14 protein-coding genes are annotated in these 21362 nt (G+C 70.6%); 5 read left to right on the forward strand and 9 right to left on the reverse strand.

The window, feature by feature from the left end:
* Positions 1-93: 93 nt before the first annotated feature.
* Complete coding sequence (locus tag H9645_RS06800) at positions 94-3195, forward strand: TonB-dependent receptor domain-containing protein (protein ID WP_191728939.1); 3102 nt, start codon at positions 94-96, stop codon at positions 3193-3195.
* 76 nt (positions 3196-3271) lie between these two features.
* Entirely contained in the window at positions 3272-5098 is a 1827-nt protein-coding gene (locus H9645_RS14345; protein WP_318240505.1) for a serine hydrolase, read from the forward strand.
* A 35-nt stretch (positions 5099-5133) separates the two neighbouring features.
* Here H9645_RS14345 and gltS read toward each other — a convergent pair whose 3' ends face one another.
* Genes gltS through dgcN form a run of 4 tightly spaced genes read right to left on the reverse strand, consistent with a single transcriptional unit; the run spans position 5134 to position 10080 of the window.
* Complete coding sequence (gene gltS / locus H9645_RS06810; RefSeq protein WP_191728940.1) at positions 5134-6327, reverse strand: sodium/glutamate symporter; 1194 nt, start codon at positions 6325-6327, stop codon at positions 5134-5136.
* A 47-nt stretch (positions 6328-6374) separates the two neighbouring features.
* Positions 6375-8042, reverse strand: a complete 1668-nt coding sequence (locus H9645_RS06815; protein ID WP_191728941.1) for an N-acyl-D-amino-acid deacylase family protein — start codon at positions 8040-8042, stop codon at positions 6375-6377.
* Positions 8039-9049: an N-acetyl-D-Glu racemase DgcA gene (gene dgcA / locus H9645_RS06820; RefSeq protein WP_191728942.1), complete on the reverse strand. Its 1011-nt coding sequence runs from the start codon at positions 9047-9049 to the stop codon at positions 8039-8041. The genes H9645_RS06815 and dgcA overlap by 4 nt, the downstream gene beginning before the upstream one ends.
* Positions 9043-10080, reverse strand: a complete 1038-nt coding sequence (gene dgcN, locus H9645_RS06825; protein WP_191728943.1) for an N-acetyltransferase DgcN — start codon at positions 10078-10080, stop codon at positions 9043-9045. The genes dgcA and dgcN overlap by 7 nt, the downstream gene beginning before the upstream one ends.
* Positions 10081-10299: 219 nt before the next feature.
* On the opposite strand from dgcN, the gene H9645_RS06830 reads away from it, so the two are divergent.
* Entirely contained in the window at positions 10300-12639 is a 2340-nt protein-coding gene (locus H9645_RS06830) for an NADP-dependent malic enzyme (RefSeq protein ID WP_191728944.1), read from the forward strand.
* On the opposite strand, the gene H9645_RS06835 is transcribed toward H9645_RS06830, so the two are convergent.
* Genes H9645_RS06835 through H9645_RS06845 form a run of 3 tightly spaced genes read right to left on the reverse strand, consistent with a single transcriptional unit; the run spans position 12636 to position 15240 of the window.
* Complete coding sequence (locus H9645_RS06835; RefSeq protein WP_191728945.1) at positions 12636-12989, reverse strand: response regulator; 354 nt, start codon at positions 12987-12989, stop codon at positions 12636-12638. The genes H9645_RS06830 and H9645_RS06835 overlap by 4 nt on opposite strands.
* A 14-nt stretch (positions 12990-13003) precedes the next feature.
* Entirely contained in the window at positions 13004-13444 is a 441-nt protein-coding gene (locus tag H9645_RS06840; RefSeq protein WP_191728946.1) for a response regulator, read from the reverse strand.
* Complete coding sequence (locus tag H9645_RS06845) at positions 13441-15240, reverse strand: sensor histidine kinase (protein WP_191728947.1); 1800 nt, start codon at positions 15238-15240, stop codon at positions 13441-13443. The genes H9645_RS06840 and H9645_RS06845 overlap by 4 nt, the downstream gene beginning before the upstream one ends.
* A 175-nt stretch (positions 15241-15415) precedes the next feature.
* On the opposite strand from H9645_RS06845, the gene aceE reads away from it, so the two are divergent.
* Positions 15416-18109 (forward strand): pyruvate dehydrogenase (acetyl-transferring), homodimeric type, encoded by a 2694-nt coding sequence (gene aceE / locus H9645_RS06850; protein WP_191728948.1) that lies wholly within the window; start codon positions 15416-15418, stop codon positions 18107-18109.
* Positions 18110-18185: 76 nt separating this feature from the next.
* Positions 18186-18566 (forward strand): hypothetical protein, encoded by a 381-nt coding sequence (locus tag H9645_RS06855; protein WP_191728949.1) that lies wholly within the window; start codon positions 18186-18188, stop codon positions 18564-18566.
* Between the two features lie 24 nt (positions 18567-18590).
* On the opposite strand, the gene scpC is transcribed toward H9645_RS06855, so the two are convergent.
* Positions 18591-20114 carry a succinyl-CoA:acetate CoA-transferase ScpC gene (gene scpC, locus H9645_RS06860; RefSeq protein ID WP_191728993.1) on the reverse strand — a complete coding sequence of 508 codons (1524 nt, stop codon included), beginning with the start codon at positions 20112-20114 and terminating at the stop codon, positions 18591-18593.
* A 143-nt stretch (positions 20115-20257) separates the two neighbouring features.
* On the reverse strand, positions 20258-21034 hold the full coding sequence (locus H9645_RS06865) for a hypothetical protein (protein WP_191728950.1): 777 nt from the start codon (positions 21032-21034) through the stop codon (positions 20258-20260).
* Positions 21035-21362: the final 328 nt, after the last annotated feature.

Genomic DNA, 21362 nt, shown 5'->3' on the forward strand with positions numbered 1-21362 from the left:
AAAGCGAGGCTTCGCAAGGTCGCAAGCTCGCTAGAGTCCGGGCAGGGGAGCGCGGCGACGCGCACGTTTCGTGCCTTCGGAGGGAATCACCACATGCATCATCGCCTGATCAAGCCGACGCTGCTCAGCGTCATCCTCGCCTCCACGCTGCAGGGCATGGCCTTCGCGCAGCAGCCGCCGGCGGAACCCGCGCAGCCTGCGGCCGGAGGCGAAGCCGAAGCCGCGCAGGCCCCCACCGCCAAGGATCTGGACGCCGTGACGGTGGTGGGCAGTCGCCTGGCCAGCAACCGCGTCGAAGGGCCGTCGCCGGTGCTGGTGATGGACGAGGAGAAGATCGAGGCCACCGGCGCGATCTCCGGCGACGAGCTGCTGCAGTCGATCCCGCAGGTCGGCGACATGATGTTCAACAACGCCGACACCTCGGCCAACCTCAACGCCGCGCGCGGCGACGTCGGCTCGATCAACCTGCGCAACCTCGGCACCGGCAACACCCTGCTGATGGTGAACGGGCGTCGCATGGTCCCGCATCCGGGCACGCAGACCGAGGCGCTGGTGCCGCGGCAGACCGCCAACATGAACGCGATCCCGCTGTTCGGCACCCGCCGGGTGGAGACGCTGCTCGGCGGCGCGTCCGCGCTGTACGGATCCGATGCGGTGGCCGGCGTGGTCAACGTGGTGCTCGACACCCACTACCAGGGCTTCCAGGTGCAGGGCCAGTACGGCGGCTCCGAAGACGTGGACTTCCGCCAGGGCAATATCAACTTCAAGGCCGGCAAGTGGTTCAACGATGGCCGCACGCGGGCCACGGTGGTCGGCGGCTGGACGCACCGCACCGACCTCCCGGCCACCGAGCGCGACTACAGCGCCAACATGGACCGCCGCGCGCAGATGGACGGCACCGATTTCGAGGGCGTCACCGCCTTCGACGACCGCATCACCGGCACGGCCTGGGGCGTGTTCCAGACCATCGACGGCGTGCGCGTGCGCGATGCCGACAACGGTTCGATCACCAGCGCCAGCGGCTATTTCCACATCGACCCGGTCGGCCACCACGGCTGTACCGCGCAGGTCACCGGTGACGTCTGCATCAACTCGGGCTCCCAGAGCACCGACGCCGACCGGCCGCTGCGCTTCAGCCCGAACCACCAGCGCAACATCCTGGGCGAGGTCGACCGCATGAACGTGTTCGGCACGCTCGAGCACGACCTCGACGACAACTTCGTCGCCTTCGCGGAGTTGGCGTACTACGAGTCCCGCTACAAGGGCATGCGCGAGCAGGCGGCGGCGCTGGGCGCGGCGCCGATCATCGTGCCGAAGACCAATTACTGGAACCCGTTCGGCGCCATGTACCTGCCCGACGGCTCGCTCAACCCCAACCGCCTGGCCGGCATCGACGCGCCGGAGGAGGGGCTGGACGTGCGCATGACCAGCTTCCGCGCCACCGACACCACGCGCCCGTACACGGTCGATGACGACCAGTACCGGTTCCTGGCCGGCGTCCGCGGCATGGTGGGCGGCTTCGACTGGGAAGGCGCGGTGCTGTACTCGGAGGCCAACACCACCGATACCCAGCACGGCTCGATCAGCAACACGCTGTTCAGCGAGGCGCTGGCGTGGAGCACGCCCGATGCCTACAACCCCTTCCACGGCGGCAACCTTGCCGACTGGGGTGCGCCGCCGGATTCCGCGCGCAATCAGGTGGCGATCGACCACTTCACGGTGCCCGTGGTCCGCAAGAGCAAGGCGACGCTGTTCCAGGTCGATACCCGCTTCATCCGCGAGGATCTGTTCGCGCTGCCCGCCGGCCACGTCGGCGTCGCCTTCGGTGCCGAGTGGCGCCGGGAAACCCTGAAGGACGACCGCGACCCGCGCTTCGACGGCACGATCACCTACACCAACCCGATGAACGGCGCGATCACCAGCGATGTGCTCGGCGCCAGCCCGTCGGGCGACAACTCCGGCGACCGCGACGTCGGTTCGCTGTACGCCGAGTTCGCGATCCCGCTGGTGTCGCCGTCGATGGGCGTGCCGCTGGTGCGCGCGCTGGACCTGCAGGTCGCCGGGCGCCACGAGCGCTACTCGGACTTCGGCGGCGTCACCAAGCCCAAGGTCTCGCTGGCCTGGGACATCGTGGACGGCCTGATGGTCCGCGGCAACTGGTCGGAGAGCTTCCTCGCGCCCAACATCCTGCAGCTGTACGCCGAAGGCACCACGGTCAGCAACAGCCGCACCGACTACTACGTCTGCGAGGCCGACATCCGCAACGGCACCATCGACGGCGTGCACCGCTGCGGCCGCAGCTACAGCACCATGGCGATCCGCAGCGGCAACCGCGACCTGCAGCCGGAGACGGCGGAAACCTGGTCGGCGGGCGTCGTGTTCCAGCCGCACTTCCTGCCCGAATCCACCCGGATGACGTTCACCGCCGACTACTTCGAGATCCAGCAGGAAGACGTGATCGGCATCCTGGGCGAGGCCACGCAGCTGGCGCTGGACTACCTGCTGCGCATGGAGGGCTCGTACAACCCGGCGGTGGTGCGGCTGGAGCCCGACCAGGCCCGGATCGACCTGTTCGACGGCACCGGGCTGGCGCCGGTGGGCATGGTCGACTACGTCGACGACGTCTACATCAACCGGCTGCCGCGGACCACGCGCGGCATCGACTTCGGCGTCGACTGGCGCCTGCGCACGGACAATGCCGGCACCTTCAACGCCAGCCTCAACGCGACGCGCCTGATCGAGATGTCGCAGGATCCGACCGAGGACGAACTGCGCATCATCGCCGCCCAGGAAGCCGGGGTCATCGATGACAACTTCGACATCCGCAACGCCGGCAACCTGCTGGGCGTGAACGGCAAGCCGGAGTGGCGCGCCACCTTCAGCGCCTCGTGGCGCAAGGGCGGCTGGGGCCTGGGCACCTTCGTCAACTACACCGACGGCTTCGAATCGACCGGCGCGGTGTCCAACCTCGGTGACTACTGGCAGGTGCCGAGCTGGACCACCGCCAACGTCTGGGCGGAGCACCGCTTCAGCGGGACCGAGAGCCTCCTCGACGGCACGCGCATCCGCCTGACCGTGCGCAACGTCGGCGACCGGCAGCCGCCGCTGACGCCCAGCGCGCTGGGCTACAGCTCGGCGATGCACAATGCGCTGGGGCGTGGCTGGTACCTGACGGTGACGAAGTCCTTCGACTGAGCGTCGCCGCCGCCACCGTCGTCGCCACGAGGGGCGGCGGTGGCCGCGCGCAACCGCAGGACCTGCCGGAGGAACCATGAAGCGATCCCGCAAGAACCGCCACGCCTGGCCGCTGTGCGCGGCCTGGCTGCTGATGTGCGCGTGGCTGCCGTCGATGGCGGCCGACGATGTCGAAGCCCGGCTCCGCGGGCTGATGGCCGAGCACGAAACCGTGGGCCTGGCGGTGGTCGTGGCCAGGGACAACGCCATCGTCTACCGCGGCAGCTTCGGCTGGAAGAACCTCGAGGCGAAGGTTCCGCTGGAAGCCGACGACCTGTTCCGCATCGCCTCGATCTCCAAGTCGTTCGCGGCCACCTCGGTGATGCAGCTGGTGGAGCAGGGCCGGCTGTCGCTGGACGACGATGCCGGCGACCTGATCGGTTTCCCTGTGCGCAACCCGGCCTTCCCCGACCGGCCGATCACCCTGCGGATGCTGCTCGACCACACCTCGTCGATCACCGACGGGCCGAGCTACGGCAATCTCGACGTCATCGACCCCGGCGCCGGCGGCGCGTGGCGCGACAGCTATGCCGACCGTGCGCCCGGCGAGCGCTACGAGTACTCCAACCTCGCCTACAACATGGTGGGGACGATCGTGGAGCGGGTGTCGGGCGAGCGCTTCGACGCCTACGTGCGGCGGCATGTGTTCGAGCCGCTCGGGCTCGAGGGCGGTCACCTGGTGGACGCGCTGGACGCGGAGCGCTTCGCCCGCATCTACCGCTGGCGCGACGGCGAGGGCTTCGTGCGCTCGGACGCGGCCTATGCGCCGCTGGGCGAGCGCCTGCAGCACTACGTGCAGGGCCGCGACGCGCCGATGTTCTCGCCCACCGGCGGCGTCAAGATCTCGGCACCTGACCTGGCCCGCTACATGCTGATGCACATGAACCAGGGCGAGTGGGACGGCGTGCGCGTCATCGCCCCCGCCAGCGCGAAGGCGATGCAGGCGGCGACGGTCGCCATCGATGACGACTCCGCCTATGGCCTGGCCCTGAGCACGGAACGTGCGCTGGTGCCGGGCGTCGTCCTCACCGGCCACACCGGATCCGCCTACGGCCTGTACAGCTCGATGTTCTTCGACGCGGAGAAGAAGTACGGCTTCGTGGTGATCACCAACGGCAGCCGCGGGGAGGAGGCGTTCCGCACCGCGGTCAACCGGGCGCTGCACGAGCATTTCATCGCCGATCCCGCAGCGGAGCCGGCGGCCGCGGCCGCGCCAGTCGTGTCCGACGCGGCCACCAGGGCCGAGGCCGGCCTGGTCGACATCCGCGAGCTGGTGCCCGACATCTCGCAGTCGATCGCCTACGCCGGCAGCGACAATTTCGTCGGTGCGCCGGTGGACGGCTACGAAGCGCCACGCTGCTGGCTGAAGCGCGACGCCGCCGAGGCGCTGGCGCGGGTCGACGCGGCCCTGCGCCCGCGTCAGCTGCGCCTGCACGTCTTCGATTGCTACCGGCCGGCGCGCGCGGTGGCGCACTTCATGCGCTGGGTGGAGGACGCCGACGACCTGGCCACCAAGGCCACGCACTATCCCGACCTGGACAAGCCGCAGCTGCTGGAGGGCTACATCGCGCCGGTGTCCGGCCACAGCCGCGGCGGCACCGTCGACCTCACCCTGCTGCGCTGCGACGCCGACGGAAACGACTGCGAGCCGCTGGACATGGGCACCGGCTTCGACTTCTTCGGCACCCGCGCCAACACGGATTCGCCCGACGCCAGCCCGGGGCAGCGCGCCAACCGCCAGCTGCTGGTGGAGGCGATGAAGGACGGGGGGTTCCACAACCACCCGATGGAATGGTGGCATTACACCTTCGCCACCAGCCCGGACTCCGCGCCCGGACCGCTGTACGACGTCCCGGTGCGCTGAGTGCCCGCATTGCGCTGCGCGTCCTGCCCGTGGCTTCAGCCGAAGACGTTGATGAAGCCGGTGATGATCAGCGCATTGCTGAAGTCGATGAAGAACGCACCCACCAGCGGCGCGACCAGGAAGGCGCGCGGCGCCGCGCCGTAGCGCTCGACCAGCGTCCGCATCACCGCCATCGCGTTCGCCGTGGTGCCGAGCATGAAGCCGATGAAGCCGCCGCCCATCACCGCGGCGTCGTAGTCGCGGCCCATCATCCGGAACACCACCAGGCAGAAGGCCGCCACCATCGCCACCTGCAGCCCCAGGTTCACCAGCAGCGGCAGCGCCAGGCCGGCCAGCTCCCACAGCTTGAGGTTCATCAGCGCCACCGACAGGAACAGCGCCAGGCAGACGTTGCCGATCAGGTCGGTGGTCGGCACCGACATGCCGATCCAGCCGGTGGCGTCGTCGATGTTGCGGATCAGCGCGCCGACCAGCATCGCGCCGACGTAGGCGGGCAGGGTGATGCCGGTGGCCGAGATCAGTCCGCTCACCCAGCTGCCGAGCCACATGGCCACCAGGATCACCACGATGCTCTTCAGGGCGCCGTACTCGCGCTGGGCCTCGGTCAGCGCCGGCGTGGCGACGGCATCGTCGGGAGCGTCATGGTCCTGCGGGCGCGTGGACACCAGCCCGAAGCGGCGGATCAGCACGGTGATCACCGGGCCGCCGATCAGGCCGCCCAGCACGATGCCGGACATCGCGGCCGCCACCGCGATCGACTCGGCGCCCTCGACGCCGGCGGCCTCGAACAGCGGCGCGAACGCCAGTCCGGTTGCGGGCCCGCCCGTGAGCGTGGTCGAGCCGGCCAGCACGCCGAACAGCGGATGCAGGTCGAAGCCGACCGCCACCGCCATGCCCAGCAGGTTCTGAGCCACCGCAAAGACCGTGGCGAGCGCCAGGAACACCAGCACCTGCCTGCCGCTGATCTTCAGCAGGCGCAGGCTGGCGTTGACGCCGATGGTGGTGAAGAACGCGATCATCAGCGGGCCCTGCAGGCTGGTGTCGAGCTCGAACAGCGTCGCCCCGCGGTCGTGCGCGATCCAGGCGGCGATCGCGAACACCAGTCCGCCGATCACCGGCGGCGGCAGGTTGTAGCGCCCGAGCACGGGAACCGCGCGGCACAGCGCATAGCCCAGGAACAGGGCGATGCCGGCAAGGGCGAGGGTCTGGACGGCGTCGAGTTGCAGCATGGACACTCCTTTTCGGGGTCACGTCGCCCGCAGCGGGCGGGCGACGTTCAGGGGCAGGTGCCCGGCGGTGGACGATGCTGCAGCACCCGTCCCGGAAGGTCATGTGTCGCAAGGCCCGTGTCGATCATCGCCACGCCGTTGACCAGCAGGTGGACGACGCCTTCCGACAGCAGGTGCGGCTGCACGTAGTCGGCCTTCGGCGCGTAGGCGTCGGGGTCGAACACCAGCACGTCGGCGTAGTGGCCTGCGCGCAGGAAGCCGCGGCCTTCGAGGCCGAAGGTGGTGGCGGTCAGCCCGGTCGAGCGGTGGATGAAGGCCGCCAGGTCGATCACCTGGTCCTGCACCACGAAGCGCGCGTACTTTTCGGGAAACGTCGCGTGCTGGCGCGGATGGCCGTCGCCGCCGTCGGACGCGGTCAACACCCAGGGCTGGCGCATGAACAGGTCGACGTCGTCGCGGCGCATGTTGAACGAGGCGATCCGCTGCGCCGAGCCGATGCGTCCGGTCCCGCCCTCGCGGATGATGCGCAGCGCGGCCTCGACCGGGTCGAGGCCTTCGGCATCCGCGAACGCCTGCAGCGTGAGCGCGCTCCACCGCCAGCCGCTTCCGGTCATCAGGATCGCCTCGGCGCCGCCGCGGCGCTGCAGGTTGTCGGCCATTTCCCGGCGGATGCGGGCGGCGGTCGCGGGATCGTCCAGCCGCGCGAACAGCGCGGCGCGCCCGCCATCCACCGCCCAGCGCGGCAGTACCGCGGCGCCCAGGCTGGTGGACGACGCCAGCCAGGGGTACTGGTCGGCGGTCACCTGCTGGCCTTCGGCCCGCGCGCGTTCGATGCGCGCGATGACTTCGCCCGCACTGCCGTGGACGTCGGCCCCCAGCGCCTTGATGTGGGCGATGTGCACGGGCAGCCCGGCGCGCCGGCCGATGTCCAGCACCTCCTCGATCGAGCCCATCAGGCCCAGCGAATAGCTCGACTCGTCGCGCTGGTGGGTGTCGTAGACGCCGCCGCGGATCGCCGCCTCGCGCGCAAGCGCGACCACCTCGTCGGTGGAGGCGAAGCTCTGCGGCGCGTAGAACAGGCCCGCGGACAGGCCGAAGGCGCCCTCGCACATCGCGCCGGCGACCAGGCCGCGCATGCGTGCCAGTTCGTCCGCGTCCGGCGCGCGCGCGTCGTCGCCCAGCACGCGGCGGCGCACCGGGCCCAGGCCGACGTAGGCGGCGACGTTGGTGCCGGTGCCCGCGGCCTCGAGCCTGGCGCGGTCCGCGGCGATGTCCGGCGTGCCGCCGCCGTCGATGCCGATGAAGATCGTGCTCACGCCCTGGTGCAGCCAGGGCAGCAGGCGGCGCATCGCCGGCTCGGTCGAGCGCAGATAGGTGTCGGGATGCGTATGCGGGTCGATGAGGCCCGGCGACACCACCAGGCCGGTGGCGTCGAGCTCGCGCGCGGCGCGGTAGCGCTGGCGCAGGCCGGGGCCGACCTCGAGGATGCGGTCGCCGCGGATCGCGACGTCGGCGATGCGGCCCGGCCCGTCGCTGCCGTCGAACAGCAGGCCGCCGTGGATCAGGATGTCGGCTTCGGCCAGCGGTGTCGCCGCCGGCGTGACGGTCGCGCAACCCGCGAGCAGCAGCAGGCCGGGCAGGCAGCGCGCCAGCCGCGGCAGGCGCAGGGAATGCGGTGCGCGAGGGCGGGCCTGTCCTGCACCACCACGCCTCATGCGCTGAGCGCGTCCGTTGCGCGCGTGCCGCCACCCCACAGCTCCGGCGCGGGCGGCTGCAGCCGGCCGTCGCGCATGGCCACGCCACCGGCGTGGTCGTTCCGCAGCCACAGCGGGCCGTCGAGGTCGACGAATTCGGCGTGGCGGGCCACGTGCCACGCCGGCGCGATGGACAGCGAGGAGCTGATCATGCAGCCGACCATGATCCCGAAGCCCTGCGCGCGCGCCGCGTCCAGCAGCTCGAGAGCTCCGGTGAGGCCACCGGTCTTGTCGAGCTTGATGTTGACCACCTGGTAGCGCCCGCGCAGGCGCGGCAGGTCGTCGGCGGTGTGGCAGGACTCGTCGGCGCACAGGCGCGCCACCGGCTCGAAGCCGAGCAGGGCGTCGTCCTCGCCGGCCGGCAGCGGCTGCTCGACCAGGTCGACGCGCGCTTCGGCCAGCACCGGCTGCATCGCCCGCAGCAGGTCGAAGCTCCAGCTTTCGTTGGGATCGACGATCAGCCGCGCCGCGGGCAGCACGTCGCGCACGGCGCGGATCTGCGCCGCGGGATCGGATGCGTCGACCTTGATCTTCACCAGGTCGAGATGGGCGAGCGCGCGCGCGGCCGCGGCCATGCGCTCCGGTGCGTCGAGGCCCACGGTCTGCGCGCACGCCAGCGGCGGCAGTGCACCGGGCTGGCCCAGCAGCGACTGCACCGGCAGGCCCTGCTGCCGCGCCTCCAGGTCCCACAGCGCGCAGTCGAGCGCATTGCGGGCCGCGCCCGGCGACAGCAGCTCGCGCAGTCCGCGCCGGTCCAGCCCGCCGGCGATGGCCGACGACAGCAGCGCGGCCTGCGCGGTCACCGAGTCCACGGTCTCGCCATAGCGCGCGTAGGGCATCGATTCGCCGCGTCCGCTGAAGCCGCCGCGGTGGATGGTCGCCACGACGACCTCGGCCGAGGTGCGCACGCCGCGCGAGATCCGGAACGGCGTCGCCAGCGCGTGGCTGGCGTGCGCGAGGCTCAGCACGGCACCGCGCCCAGCAGGCGGTCGACGATCCGGGCCACGCCGTCGCGCACCGGATCCTGTGCCGGCAGGCCGAGCAGGTCCTCGGCGTCGCGGCAGGCGCGCGCGGCCGCGGCCGGATCGAGCTTCGAGGTGTTCAGCGCCAGGCCCACCGCCACCACGCCCGGGCTGGTCAGCCGCGCGGCGGCGAGGTTGGCCTCCAGCGTTTCCGTCAGGTCCGGCAGCGGGTAGTGCGGCAGGCCGCGCATGTGCGGGCGCCCCGGCTCGTGGCACAGCACCAGCGCATCCGGCTGCGCGCCGTGCAGCAGGCCCAGCGACACGCCCGCGTACGAGGGATGGAACAGCGAGCCCTGGCCCTCGATCAGGTCCCAGCCGCCGTCATGGCGCTCGGGCGACAGCCATTCGATGCCGCCGGAGATGAAGTCGGCGACGACCGCGTCGATCGGGATGCCGCGCCCGGCGATGAAGATGCCGGTCTGGCCGGTGGCCCGGAAATCGGCGGCCAGGCCACGGGCGCGCATTTCCGCTTCCAGCGCCAGCGTGGCGTACATCTTGCCGGTGGAGCAGTCCGTGCCCACGGTGAGCAGGCGGCGACCGGCGCGCGGCAGGCCGTTGCCGACCGGCGTGGACGGTGGCGTGCGGGCATCGAACAGATGGCGGCCGTTGCGGCGCGCGGCCTCGACGATCCGCGGATGCGAGGCCAGGCGCTCGTGCAGGCCGGACGCGACGTTCATGCCGGCGTCCAGCGCCGCCACGATGTCGGCGATCGCCTCGGCGCCCAGGCGTCCGCCGGCGTTGGCCACGCCGACGATCATGGTGTTCGCGCCGGCGGCGCGGGCCTGGGCGAAGTCCATGTCCGGCACGTGCACGCTGGTCCGGCACTCAGGACCGCGGAGCTGGCCCACGCACCACTCCGGGCGGAACTGCACCAGGCCGCGCGCGGTCTTCGCGGCCAGGTCGTCCGGCGCGTTCCCCAGGTACAGCAGGAAGGGCGGCGGCCAGTGCGAAGCGTCGGCGGGAACATCGGTGGACATGGTGGGGTGCATCCTGTGCGGCCCGGAGCGGGCAGGGGTGGGGCCCCATCTTCTGCCCTCCACCGGAGGGCCGCCATTGAAAAGATGCCCTCCGCGCATAACCCGGGGTTATGGCGGCGCATACGCCGCGCGCGGGCCATCGCTGCGTTCCGGAGCCGTCCGGGACCGCGCGCGGATAACGACTAGAATGGCCTGCCCGCCCGAACCGCAGCCCCGACCATGTCAGACCAGCCGTCCGCCAGCCCGTCCTCCAGCGAAGACTTCAAGCAGGCGGCGCTCGATTACCACCGCGCGGTTCCCCACGGCAAGATCAAGGTCGCGGCCACCAAGGCCCTGGTGACCCAGCGCGAGCTGGCCCTGGCCTATTCGCCGGGCGTGGCCTACGCCTGCGAGGCGATCGTCGCCGACCCCGACCAGGCCAGCACGCTCACCGCGCGCGGCAACCTGGTGGCGGTGATCTCCAACGGCACCGCCGTGCTGGGCCTGGGCGACATCGGCCCGCTGGCCGGCAAGCCGGTGATGGAGGGCAAGGGCGTGCTGTTCCAGAAGTTCGCCGGCATCGATGTGTTCGACATCGAGGTCGACGAGCGCGACCCCGACAGACTGGTCGACATCATCGCTTCGCTGGAGCCCACCTTCGGCGGCATCAACCTCGAGGACATCAAGGCGCCGGAGTGCTTCATCGTCGAGCGCAAGCTGCGCGAGCGGATGAAGATCCCGGTGTTCCACGACGACCAGCACGGCACCGCGATCACCGTGGGCGCGGCGGTGCTCAACGCGCTGGAAGTGGCCGGCAAGCGCATCGACGAAGTGAAGATCGCGCACTCGGGCGCCGGCGCGGCCGGCATCGCCTGCCTGGACATGCTGGTGGCGCTGGGCGCGAAGCCGGAGCACATCCTCTCGGTCGACCGCGACGGCGTGCTGTACACCGGCCGCGGCGGCCTCGACCCCGACCGCGCGCGCTACGCCCGCGCCACGGACAAGCGCGTGCTGGCCGAGATCGTCGAGGGTGCCGACGTCTTCCTGGGCCTGTCCGCCGGCGGCGTGCTGAAGCCGGAGATGGTGAAGACCATGGCCGATCGCCCGGTGATCCTGGCGCTGGCCAACCCCACGCCCGAGATCCTGCCCGACGAGGCCCGCGCCGCGCGCCCGGACTGCATCATCGCCACCGGCCGCTCGGACTATCCGAACCAGGTCAACAACGTCGTCTGCTTCCCCTACATCTTCCGCGGCGCGCTCGACGTCGGCGCCACCGAGATCAACGAAGCGATGAAGCTGGCCTGCGTGCACGCGATCGCCGAACTGGCCAAGCAGGAAGCCTCCGACCTCGGGGCGGCCTACGGCGGGGACGTGCTGTCGTTCGGCCCGGACTACTTCATCCCGCGCCCGTTCGATCCGCGCCTGCTGATGATCGTGGCGCCGGCCGTGGCCCGGGCCGCGATCGATTCCGGCGTCGCCACCCGCCCGATCGACGTCGCGGCCTACCGCGAGAAGCTGGCGCAGTTCATCCACCGCACCGGCCTGGTGATGAAGCCGGTCTACGAGCGCGCGCGCGCCGACACCAAGCGCATCGTCTACGCCGAGGGCGAGGAGGAGACGGTGCTGCGCGCGGTGCAGTCGGTGGCCGACGAGCAGCTGGCGCGCCCGATCCTGATCGGCCGCCCCGACGTCATCGCCCAGCGCATCGAGCGCCTCGGCCTGCGCCTGGAGGAAGGCCGGGACTTCGAGCTCACCAACATCAACGACGACCCGCGCTTCGGCGAGTACTGGCGCCAGTACCACGCCATGACCGAACGCCGCGGCGTGACCCCGGACGCGGCCAAGAACCTGATGCGCTCGCGCGCCACCCTGATCGCCGCGATGATGGTGAAACGCGGCGAAGCCGACGGCATGATCGCGGGCCTGGTGGGCCGCTTCCACAAGAAGCTGGGCTACCTGCGCAGCGTGTTCGGGCTTGAGCGCGGCATCACCGGCACCTCGGCGATGACCGGCGTGATCAACGACCGCGGCGTCTGGTTCTTCCTCGACACCCACGTCCAGGTCGACCCCACCGCCGAGCAGATCGCCGAGGCCACGCTGCAGGGTGCGTATCGCCTGAAGCTGTTCGGCATCGAGCCGCGGGTGGCGCTGCTGTCGCACTCGAACTTCGGCAGCCACGACAACCCGAGTGCGGCGAAGATGCGCAGGGTCCGCGAGATCCTCGCGCGCCGCGCGCCTCGCATGAACATGGACGGGGAGATGCAGGCCGACGTGGCCTGGGACGCGCTGCTGCGCGAGCGCATGCTGCCGGGCACCACGCTGTCGGGTCGCGCCAACCTGTTCGTGCTGCCCAACCTGGACGCGGCCAACATCGCCTACAACCTCGTACGGGTGATGACCGACGGCGTCGCCTTGGGGCCGATCCTGATGGGTCTGGACCATCCGGCCCACGTGCTGACCGCGGCCAGCACGCCGCGGCGGGTGGTGAACATGACCGCGATCACCGCGGTGGAGGCACAGATCCGGGCCGCGCGCCGCGGCGACGCCGCGGCGGGCGAGGCCGCGGAGGCCGCGTCCTAGTCGCCCGCGGCCGCGGCCGCGAGTGGCCGCGCCAGCTGGAGCAGGCGCGGCATGTCGTCCTTCAGCACCACCGCGTCGGTGCCGGAGACGTCCTCGCCGCCGTGCAGGGCGCCGGTCAGGAAGACGAAGCGCGCCGCCGGCACGCGTGCGCGCACCGCGGCCACGGCCTCGGGCCCGGACCAGCCGGGCAGGTTCATGTCGCAGAGGACGAGCTGCGGGACGAAGCCGTCCAGCGCCGCGTCGAGCTCGCGCTGGTGGCACAGGCGGCGGCAATCGATGTCGAGCCCGCCGTCGCGCAGGGCGAATTCCGTGAGCTCGGCGTCGTCGCGCGAGTCGTCGACGATGAGCACGCGGAGCGCCAAGCTCAGCCCTCGCTCGGGGCTTCGTTGAGCACGGCCCAGAACTTGCCCAGGGTGCGCACGGCCTCGAAGAACTGGTCGACGTCGACCGGCTTGACCACGTAGGCGTTCACGCCCAGGTCCCAGCTGCGGGCCAGGTCGTTCTCCTCGCGCGACGACGACAGGATCACCACGGGCATGCGCCGGAGCGACTCGTGCCTGCGCAGCTCGGTCAGGACCTCGAGGCCGTCCATGCGCGGCATCTTGATGTCGAGCAGCAGCACGGCCGGATCGCCCTCGGGGCGGTCGGCGAAGCGGCCGCGGCGGAGCAGGTAGTCCAGCGTCTCGACGCCGTCCTCCACGTGGACGATCGGATTGGCAAGGTGGGCGTCGCGCAGCGCGTCGATCGCCATCTCGGCGTCGTGGGGGCTGTCTTCTGCCAGCAGGATGGTGCGGATCGCGCTCATGCGGTGGATTTCCCTGTGCTCAGGTCGAGGTTGGCGGGGAGTGTGAAGTGGAAGGTGGCGCCGTTGCCGGGCTCGGCTTCGGCCCAGATGCGGCCATTGTGCCGGGTCACGACGCGTTTGGCGCTGGCCAGGCCGATGCCGGTGCCCGAGAACTCGCTGGGCGAGTGCAGGCGCTGGAACACGCCGAACAGCTTGCCGGCATAGGCCATGTCGAACCCGGCGCCGTTGTCGCGCACGGTGAACACGTGGTCGCCGGCTTCGTCGCGCGCGTGTTCCACGGTCACCCGGGCCGGCTCGCTCTTCATGCTGTACTTGACCGCGTTGCCCATCAGGTTGCCCCAGAGCTGGCGCAGCATGTTCTCGTCGGCCACCAGCACCGGCATCGCGCCGATGGTCCACTGCACGTGGTGCCCGGGCGCGTCGGCCGCGACGGTCGAATCGAGCATGGCGCGGGTCTCCTCGACCAGCGACTGCATGTCCACCGCCTGCAGGCGCAGGGCGCTGCGGCCCAGGCGCGAATACACCAGGAGGTCGTCGATGAGCTCGGACATGCGCCGTGCCGAGCCGCCGATCACGGTGAGGTAGTGCTCGCCCTTGTCGTCGATGCCGTCGCCCAGGTGCCGGCGAAGCTTGTCGGCGAAGCCGGCGATGTGGCGCAGCGGCGCGCGCAGGTCGTGGGAGACGGAATAGCTGAAGGCCTCGAGCTCGCGATTGACGTCGGACACCTGGTCGATCTTGCCCGCGAGCTGGCGGTTGAGGTCGCGGATATGCGCCTCGCTGGCCTTCTGCAGGCTGACGTCGCTGGCGGTCACCAGGGTCACCGACTCCTCGCTGTCGGGCAGCTCCATCAGTCGCGCATTGACCAGCATGGTGCGCTCGAGGCCGTCGGCGGTCTTCTGCACGAGCTCGAAGTCCCAGAGTTCGCGGCCGCGGCTGCCGACGTCGCGCAGGCGGCGCAGCGTCTCCTCGTCGCTCCAGGCGCCGTTGCCGACGTCGGCGAGGTTGCGTCCGCGCGCGCTCCCGGCGATGCCGAACAGCTCGGAGAACGCGGCGTTGTGCATCACGATGCCGAGCGCGCCGTCGACCAGGACGATGGGTTCGCGCACGGTGTCGAGCACCGCGGCCGAGCGGCGGTTCGCGCGCTGCGACTCGGCCTCGGCGCGGCTGCGGCGGTCGGCGTCGCGGATGGCCAGCGTCGCCAGGCCGACCAGCAGCAGGATCTGCGCGGCGAGCGTCCCGAAGGACAGCCAGTTGGATTGGCGCCGGGCGGCGGCCGCGGTCTCCATTCGCTCGGCGAGGAGCTCGCGCTCGGCCTTGACCATGGCGGCGATCGGCTCCTGCACCGGGAAGTGCTCCGCCAGCCGCTGCAGTTCGTCGCCGTCGATGCCGCCGTCCGCGCGCAGCAGGCGCCCGACCTGGTCGATCCGCTGGGTGATGCTCTGGCGCAGGATGCCCACGCGCACCTGCTGCTCGGGCGCGTCCCGCGTCAGCTCCTCCAGCCGGTCTAGCGTCGGCCGGATGACGGTGCTGCTGTAGTCCAGGCGCTCCTCGAGGATCGGTGCCCGCGCGCCGAGCGCCCGCTCCAGGGTCGCCGCCTCGATGTTGCGGACGGCGGCGTTGAGCAGCTGCACGGTCGCCTCGACCTCGAGCGTGTGCGCCACCAGCGCCTCGCTGGCGCGGATGCGGTCTTCGGCCGCGCGCAGGAGCAGGAACGGGATGACGACGATCAACAGGATGGCCGCGAACAGCAGCGGGATCCGCAGGCGCGGATTGAACTGGAATGAGGCGACAGGCATGTGCGCGGCGGGATCCCCGGGGGCTGGAGGGCCGGCCGGACGCGGCCCGGCAGGCCGCGGGATCATGCGGGATGCGGGCGCCCGGGGCAAACGGGGCGGTCCGGCGGGCTGGTAGAATCGAGGGCATCCCGATCCCCATGAATGACACGGCCGGCGCGCCGTTGCGGAGCAGAGCATGAACAGCTGGCTGAACGACGTCCTCGACAACGACCCCGACCCCATCGAGGCCCGGGAATGGATGGAGTCCCTGAAGGCGGTCATCGACGCCGACGGCGCCGAGCGCGCCCACCAGCTGCTGGAAGGCATGGTCGAGCTGACCCGCCGCGCCGGCGCCCATCTGCCGTTCGCGCCGACCACCGAATACATCAACACCATTCCCCCGCACCTGGAGCCGAAGATCCCCGGCGACCAGACCCTGGAATGGAAGATCCGCTCGATCATCCGCTGGAACGCCATGGCGATGGTGGTGCGCGCCAACCGCAAGCCGGGCGACCTGGGCGGCCACATCGCCAGCTTCGCGAGCTCCGCCACGCTCTATGACGTCGGCTTCAACCACTTCTGGCGCGCGCCGTCCGACGACCATCCAGGCGACCTGCTCTACATCCAGGGCCATTCCTCGCCGGGCATCTACGCGCGCTCCTTCCTCGAAGGCCGGCTGACCGAGTCCCGGATCGACCACCTGCGCATGGAGGTCGACGGCCGCGGCATCCCGTCCTACCCGCATCCCTGGCTGATGCCCGACTACTGGCAGACGCCGACGGTGTCGATGGGCCTGGGCCCGATCGCCGCGATCTACCAGGCGCGCCACTGGAAGTACCTCGAGGCCCGTGGCTTGATGCCGAAGTCCGACCGCAAGGTCTGGTGTTTCCTCGGCGACGGCGAGACCGACGAGCCCGAGAGCCTGGGTGCGATCTCGGTCGCCGGGCGCGAGGGCCTGGACAACCTGGTCTTCGTCATCAACTGCAACCTGCAGCGCCTGGACGGACCCGTCCGCGGCAACGGCAAGATCATCCAGGAGCTGGAGGGCAGCTTCCGCGGTGCCGGCTGGAACGTGGTCAAGACCATCTGGGGCAGCTACTGGGATCCGCTGCTGGCCCGCGACAAGGACGGCATCCTGCGCCGCCTGATGATGGAAACCGTCGACGGCGAGTACCAGAACTGCAAGGCCTTCGGCGGCAAGTACACGCGCGACAACTTCTTCGGCAAGTACCCGGAGACGGCCGCGATGGTGGCCAGCCTCTCCGACGACGACATCTGGCGCCTCAACCGCGGTGGCCACGACCCGCACAAGGTCTACGCGGCCTACATGAACGCGGTCGAGACCAAGGGCCAGCCGACCGTCATCCTGGCCAAGACGGTGAAGGGCTACGGCATGGGCTCGGCCGGCGAAGCGCTCAACCCGACCCACCAGACCAAGAAGCTCGACGACGAGGCCGTGCGCGCGTTCCGCGACCGCTTCAGGATCCCGCTGGACGACGAGCAGCTGAAGGACGGCGCGGTGCCGTTCTACCACCCGGGCGAGAAGTCCGAGGAAGTCGAGTACATGAAGGAGCGCCGCGCCGCGCTCGGCGGCTTCCTGCCGCAGCGGCGCCGCAGGAGCACCGAGACGCTCGCCGCGCCGAAGCTGGAGGTGTTCGACCGCCTGCTCAAGGACACCGGCGAGCGCGAGATCAGCACGACCATGGCCTTCGTGCAGTCGCTGGGCATCACGCTGCGCGACAAGCAGGTCGGCCCGCGCGTGGTGCCGATCGTCTGCGACGAGGCGCGCACCTTCGGCATGGAGGGCCTGTTCCGCCAGATCGGCATCTACGCCCCGCACGGCCAGAAGTACAAGCCGGTCGACCGCGACCAGCTGATGTACTACCGCGAGGACGAGGCCGGCCAGGTGCTGCAGGAAGGCATCTCCGAGGCCGGCGCGTTCGCCAGCTGGATGGCCGCGGCCACCAGCTACAGCACCAACGACCTGCCGATGCTGCCGTTCTACATCTACTACTCGATGTTCGGCTTCCAGCGCATCGGCGATGCCGCCTGGCAGGCCGCGGACATGCGCGCGCGCGGCTTCCTGCTCGGCGCCACCGCCGGCCGCACCACCCTCAACGGCGAGGGCCTGCAGCACGAGGACGGCCACAGCCACCTGCTGGCCGGCGCCATTCCCAACTGCCGCGCCTACGACCCGACCTTCGCCGGCGAAGTGGCGGTGATCGTGCAGGAGGGCATGCGCCGCATGCTCGACGAACAGCAGGACGAGTACTGGTACCTGACGCTGATGAACGAGAACTACGCCCACCCGGCGCTGCCCGAGGGCGCGGCCGAGGGCGTGATCCGTGGCATGTACCTGCTCAAGGACGCCGGCAAGCCGAAGAAGGGCGAGCTGCGCGTGCAGCTGATGGGTTCGGGCACGATCCTGCGTGAGGCGATCGCCGCGGCGGAGCTGCTGGACAAGGACTTCGGCGTCACCGCCGACATCTGGTCCTGCCCCAGTTTCACCGAGCTGCGCCGCGACGGCTTCGACGTCGAGCGCTGGAACCGCCACAACCCCGAAGCCAAGAAGCCGCGCAAGGCCTACGTCACGCAGATGCTGGAGGGCCGCCAGGGTCCGGCGATCGCCGCCACCGACTACGTGCGCGCTTTCGCCGACCAGATTCGCGCCTTCGTGCCGATGACCTACACGGTGCTGGGCACCGACGGCTTCGGCCGCTCGGACACCCGCGCCAACCTGCGCCGCCACTTCGAGGTCGATCGCTTCCACATCGCGCATGCGGCCATCGACGCGCTGGCGAAGGACGGCGGCATGACCGCGAAGGACGCCGCGCGCGCGCTGAAGCTCTACAGGATCGATACCGACAGGCCGAATCCGCTGCACGCCTGACCGCCGGATGCCGGGAAGGAGGCCGCTTCCCGGCGCTTGTCGCGTGGCACAGGACACGAGGCCGCCGGACAGGAACATGGACCAGCCCAGCATCACCATGTCGCGGGAGGCCAGGACGCTGCGGGTCGGCGTGCGCGGCGAGGCGTCGATGTCGGCCACCCTCGCCTATTGGAGCGCGATCGTGGAGGAATCCCTCCGCGATCGCCCGGACTACATCCTGCTCGTCGACGAGCTGCGCGGGCCTGCGCTGGGCGAGGCGGAATGGCAGCAGCTGGTGGACATGCTGGTGGGCAAGGGGCTGGAATCGGCCCGCATCGCGCACGTGAAGCCCAACGGGCTCGACGCCGTCGAGTACTGCGAGCTGTCCGCCCGCCAGCGCGGCTTCGAGGCACGCGTGTTCACCGAAGAGCGCGCGGCCGCCCTCTGGCTGCGCTACGGCGAGCGACCGGACGACTGATCCGCCGCGGGCGGACGTGCGCGATCAGCCCGTCGCGGCCGGGCGCATGCTGCCGGTCTCGACCATGCGCTGGTGCCAGGACAGCGCCTCGCCCAGCAGGTGCGGCGTGTGCATGCCGTGGCCGTCGCGGCAGGCGCGGTCGAAATAGTCCTGCAGCATCGGCCGGAAATCGGGGTGGGCGCAGGTCTCGATGACGCGTTTCGCACGCTGGCGCGGCGCCAGGCCGCGCAGGTCGGCGAGGCCCTGTTCGGTCACCAGCACCATGGTGTCGTGCTCGGTGTGGTCGACGTGGCTCACCATCGGCACGATGCCCGATACCTGGCCGCCCCTGGCGGTGCTGGGCGACATGAACACCGACAGGTAGCCGTTGCGCGCGAAGTCGCCCGAACCGCCGATGCCGTTCATGATCCGGCTGCCGGCGATGTGGGTCGAATTGACGTTGCCGTAGATGTCGGCCTCGATCATCCCGTTCATGGCGATGCAGCCCAGGCGGCGGATCACTTCCGGATGGTTGGAGATCTCCTGCGGCCGCAGCAGGATGCGGCTGCGGTAGAAATCGACGTTGGCGTTGAATTCCTCGATGCCCGCCGGACTGAGCGAGAACGAGGTCGCCGACGCCATGCGCAGCGTGCCGTTCTTCAGCAGCTCGAGCATCCCGTCCTGGATGACCTCGGTATACGCGGTGAGTCCCTGGTAGCCGCCCTCGGCGAGTCCGCCGAGCACGGCGTTGGCGATGTTGCCCACGCCCGACTGCAGCGGCAGCAGCCCGCGGGTGAGGCGGCCGCGATCGATCTCGTGCGAGAGGAAGTCGAGCAGGTGGCCGGCGATCCGCCGCGAGGCTTCGTCGGGCGGGCTGAAGGCGGAGTTGCGGTCGGGCGCGTGGGTTTCGACCACGGCGACGACCTTGTCCGGGTCCACGCGCAGCGAGGGCTCGCCGATACGGTCGTCGGGATGCTCCAGCAGGATCGGCTTGCGATGCGGCGGCAGGGCGGTGCCGTAGTAGACGTCGTGCATGCCGTCCAGCGCGGCCGGCTGCCACGAGTTGACCTCGAGGATCACCTTGTCGGCCTGCTCCAGCCAGGTCTTGTTGTTGCCGACCGAGGACGAGGGCACGAGGCTGCCGTCCTCGCGGATACCGGCGACCTCGACCACCGCCACGTCGAGCTTGCCGAAAAAGCCGAACCAGGCGTGCTGGGCAACGTGGCTGAGGTGGATGTCGATGTAGTCCAGCGTGCCGGCGTTGATGCGCTCGCGCACCGCGGGGTCGGACTGGTAGGGCAGGCGCAGCTCCATGCCTTCGACCTTCGCCAGCGCGCCGTCGAGCTCGGGCGCGGTCGAGGCGCCGGTGAGGACCTTGATCCGGAAGCGCTCGCCGGCCGCGTTGGCCTGTTCGACCCGCGCGGCCAGGGCCTGCGGCACCGCCTTCGGATAACCCGCGCCCGTGAATCCACTCATCGCGACCGTCATGCCCGGGCGGATGGCGGCCGCCGCCTCCGCTGCCGAGGTGATGCGGTCGCGGAACAGGGGATGGCGGATGCGTTCGGACACGGCCTGGATCTCCACGGGACGATTCAAACGCTCATTTTACGCCTTGGTCCGGTGGGCCCGCGCCATGCAACGGGGATGCATCGTTGCGCAGAAAAAAGGGGCTCCCGGTGGGAGCCCCTTCGTCCGGTGGAGGAACTGCGAGATCAGCGGCCGTCGCCGTCGGCATCGCCCGGGAGCCGGTTCTCGACGCGGTGCCAGGCATCCTTCACCGCACCCTTGGCCTGGGCCCAGCCGAGCTTCGATTCGCCGCGGGCCTGCTCCCAGCCCCGCTCCAGTTCGGACTCGGTCTGCGGCGACCAGGCAGCCTCGGGCCGCGACGCGCGCGCCTGCGTGCCGTAGCGGTAGGCCGGGCGGTAGTCGTCGAAGCCGTGGTCCTGGCTGTAGTAGTCGGTCTTGTTGTAGTTCTGCTCGTAGTGCCGGTCGGTGTCCTCGTACGCACCGTAGGTCCGCTGGGTGCGGTCGTAGGCATCGCGGACTGCGGGGCGTGCGGAGTCCCAGTCCAGGCTGGATTCGGCGCGCGACTGCTCCCAGCGCTGCTTCAGCTGCGGCTCGGCCTCGCTCCAGTCGCGGGCACCGGCTTCGTTGCGGTACTCGGTGCCCATGCGATAGGCGGGAGCGTAGTCGCGGTCGAAGTCGCGATCGGCCTGGTAGTAGTCGCGCGACACGGCGCCTTCGCGCCAGTACTCGACTTCGGCCGTGGGATCGACGCGTTCGGCCAGGGCCTTGCCGCCGGCCGCGCCGCCCACTGCGCCGATGCCGCCGCCCACGAGGGTGCCGATCGGTCCGAAGATGCTGCCGACCGCGGCGCCGGCGATCGCGCCGGCGGTTCCGCCCGCGGCCACGCCAACGGGGTGCGATCCGGGCGCGCCGGTGATCGGGTCGCGATTGGCATCGGGATTCGTGTCTCGGCGATCGTTCATGCCTGTACTCCTGCGTGGTTTCGGGGGGAAGAGTCGCGACTATTGCGCGCTCGAGGTTCGCGCCGCGTGCAAATCGCGCGCAGGCCTGCGTAACAACTCCCGTCCAGTCCTTCCAGGCCAGTTATTCCAGTTACGCATCAGCGAAAAAAGGTTCTTCTCCCAAGTGAGTGGAAGAGGCTCGCGGTCGAGCCGGCTGTGGTGATGCTGGATCGGCGTCTGCTACGGCCAGAGATGCTTGCGGGTTGGGTCGAGATGCAAGTCGGCTCCGTGGTGGTGTACGCGGCCCGTCGCGCACACAGGGGGTGTGCTCCCCCGGCATCTCCGCGTC

The sequence above is a fragment of the Luteimonas colneyensis genome (genome assembly GCF_014836665.1).
GTDB lineage: Bacteria > Pseudomonadota > Gammaproteobacteria > Xanthomonadales > Xanthomonadaceae > Luteimonas > Luteimonas colneyensis.